Origin of the sequence: Streptomyces sp. ME19-01-6 (genome assembly GCF_033793745.1) — a bacterium.
GTDB lineage: Bacteria > Actinomycetota > Actinomycetes > Streptomycetales > Streptomycetaceae > Streptomyces.
Genome location: NZ_JARAXF010000091.1, coordinates 1 through 3,308 on the forward strand (window position 1 = coordinate 1; position 3,308 = coordinate 3,308).

Annotated in this window: 1 protein-coding gene; it reads left to right on the plus strand. The window is 73.5% G+C overall.

Annotated features, from left to right (window positions below):
- The coding region (locus PV419_RS52705; protein ID WP_415925577.1) for an SDR family NAD(P)-dependent oxidoreductase at positions 1-3,308 on the plus strand (3,308 nt) is incomplete at both ends.

Genomic DNA, 3,308 nt, shown 5'->3' on the forward strand with positions numbered 1-3,308 from the left:
CGACCGCGAGCGAGCCGAAGTGGCCCGTGGTGCGTGGGACCGGTGTGCCGCCCGAGCGGGTGGCCTCCTCGCGCACCCTGGAGTTCGCCGACCGGTTCCGCGCCGCGGGCGAGGGCCGGGGCGTGGACGTGGTGTTGAACAGCCTGGCCCGGGAGTTCGTGGACGCCTCGTTCGGCCTGCTGGCGCCGGGGGGCCGCTTCCTCGAAATGGGCAAGACCGACATCCGTGACGCCGGCGAGGTCGGCGCCGTGTGGCCCGGCGTGTCGTACCGCGCCTTCGACCTGGGTGAGGCCGGTCCGGACCGGGTCCAGGAGATGCTGACCCACCTGGTGGAGCTGTTCGAGGAGGGCGTACTCGCCCCGCTGCCGGTTACCGCGTGGGACACCCGGCAGGCGCCTGATGCCTTCCGCTACGTCAGCCAGGCCCGTCACACCGGCAAGGTGGTGTTGACCACGCCGCCTCGCCCGTTGGAGGGCGCGGTGCTGGTCACGGGGGGTACGGGGGTCATCGGGTCGGCGGTGGCCCGTCATCTGGTCACCGCTCATGGGGTGCGGGACCTGGTGCTGACCAGCCGCCGTGGCCTGGTCGCGCCCGGTGCGGCCGACTTGGTGGCCGAGCTCGTCGGACTCGGTGCCGAGGCGCGGGTGGTGGCCTGTGATGTGGCTGATCGTGAGGCGTTGGCGGGGTTGTTGGCGGAGTTGCCCGCGCTGTGCGGTGTCGTCCACGCGGCTGGTGCGTTGGACGACGGTGTGGTGTCGGCGTTGACGCCCGAGCGGCTGGATGTGGTGCTGCGGCCGAAGGTGGACGCGGCGTGGCATCTGCACGAGCTGACCCGCGACCGTGACCTGTCGCTGTTCGTACTGTTCTCCTCGGCCGCGGGGGTGTTCGGCGCGCCGGGGCAGGGCAACTACGCGGCGGCGAACGCGTTTCTGGACGCGCTGGCGCGGCACCGCCGCCGGGCGGGGCTGCCGGGGCAGTCGCTGGCCTGGGGCCTGTGGGCCGACCGCAGTGCGATGACGGGGAAGCTGGACCAGGTCGACCTCGACCGGATGGGCCGTACCGGGGTCCAGGCGCTTGCCACCGACGAGGGTCTGGCCCTCTTCGACGCCGCCGTTCGGATGCCGCGCCCGCATGTGGTGCCGATCCGTCTCGATCTGTCCGCGTTGCGCAAGCAGGAGGTCCTGGCCCCGCTCTTCCACGGCCTGGTGCGGGCCTCGGCGAAGCGCGCGGCCGCCAATGTCGCGACTGGTCAGGGCGGTTTGCGGGAGCGTCTTGCGCTGTTGTCGGTGGTTGAGCGGGATCGGGTGTTGACGGAGTTGGTGCGGGCTCAGGCGGCGGTGGTGCTGGGGCATGAGGGTGCGGAGGCGGTGGGTGCGGAGCGGGCGTTCAAGGATGTGGGGTTTGATTCGCTGACGGCGGTGGAGCTGCGGAATCGGCTGGGTGCGGTGACGGGGTTGCGGCTTCCGGTGACGGCGGTGTTCGACTTTCCGACGCCGGTGGCTTTGGCGGCGGAGCTGGCCGTGCGGCTGGGGGTGGACGGCCCGGGCGGTGCTGTCGCGTCGCGGGCCGTGGTTCCGGTCGCCCCGGTGGCGGCCGCGGTGGACGATGAGCCGATCGCGATCGTGGGCATGAGCTGCCGCTTCCCCGGCGGCGTGCGCTCGCCCGAGGACCTGTGGCAGCTGCTCGCCGAGGAGCGGGACGCCATGGCGCCGTTCCCCACGGACCGCGGCTGGGACCTCGACGCGCTGTTCGACCCGGACCCGGACCGGCCGGGCACCTCGCACACCCGCGTGGGCGGGTTCCTGTACGACATGGCCGACTTCGACCCCGAGTTCTTCGGGATCTCGCCGCGCGAGGCGCTGGCGATGGACCCGCAGCAGCGGCTGCTGCTGGAGATCACCTGGGAGACGTTCGAGCGGGCGGGCATCGACCCGGGCAGCCTGCACGGTTCGCCGACCGGCGTCTTCGTCGGCGGCTCCGTGTCCGGCTACGGGGTGAATCTGTTCACCGCCTCCGACGGTCTGGACGGCCATCTGCTGACCGGCAACGCGAGCAGTGTGGCGTCCGGCCGGGTGGCGTACACCTTCGGCCTCGAGGGCCCCGCACTCACCGTGGACACCGCGTGCTCGTCCTCGCTCGTGGCGCTGCACCTGGCCGTCCAGGCCCTTCGGCGGGGCGAGTGCACCCTGGCCGTCGCCGGTGGCGTCACGGTCATGCCGAGCCCGGCGCTGATGGTGTCGTTCAGCAGGCAGCGCGGGCTGGCGTCCGACGGCCGCTGCAAGGCGTTCGCGGCGGACGCGGACGGCACCGGCTTCGCCGAGGGCGTCGGCGTCCTGCTGGTCGAGCGGCTGTCGGACGCCCGGCGCAACGGACACCACGTCCTGGCGGTCGTCCGGGGTTCGGCGGTGAACCAGGACGGTGCGTCGAACGGGCTGACGGCGCCGAACGGTCCGTCGCAGCAGCGGGTGATCCGTCAGGCGCTGGCCGACTCGGGTGTGGCCGCGTCCGAGGTGGACGTGGTGGAGGCACACGGCACGGGCACGGCCCTGGGCGACCCCATCGAGGCGCAGGCGCTGCTGGCGACGTACGGTCAGGACCGGCCCGCCGAGCGGCCACTGCTGCTGGGCTCGGTGAAGTCCAACCTCGGACACACCCAGGCCGCCGCGGGCGTGGCCGGGGTCATCAAGATGGTGCAGGCGATGCGCCACGGCGTGGTGCCGCGTACGTTGCACGTGGATGAGCCGACGCCGCATGTGGACTGGGAGTCGGGTGCGGTGGAGCTGGTGACGGAGGGCCGGGCGTGGCCCGAGGCCGGCCGGCCTCGTCGCGCGGCGGTGTCCTCGTTCGGCATCAGCGGCACCAACGCCCATGTCGTACTGGAGCAGGCGCCCTCGGCCGACGAGCCGCCCGAGGAGGAGGGGCAGCCGGCCCCCGTGGCCGGTGCGGTCGTGCCGTGGGTGGTGTCGGGCCGGTCGGCAGCCGGGCTGCGGGCCCAGGCGGCGCGGCTGCGCGCGTTCGTGGCCGACCGCGACGACCTGAGGACGGCGGACGTGGCGTGGTCGCTCGCGAGCTCGCGGGCCGCGCTGGAACACCGCGCGGTGGTGATCGCGGCGGACCGTGAGGGGTTCCTGTCGGGTCTGGACGCCGTGGCCGCGGGGGAGTCCGGGGGCGGGGTGGTCGGCGGTGCGGTCGAGGACGGCCGACGCGTGGCGTTCCTGTTCTCGGGGCAGGGGGCGCAGCGGTCCGGGATGGGGCGTGGTCTGTCGGGGTTGCCGGTGTTCCGTGAGGTGTTGGGGGAGGTGTGTGGG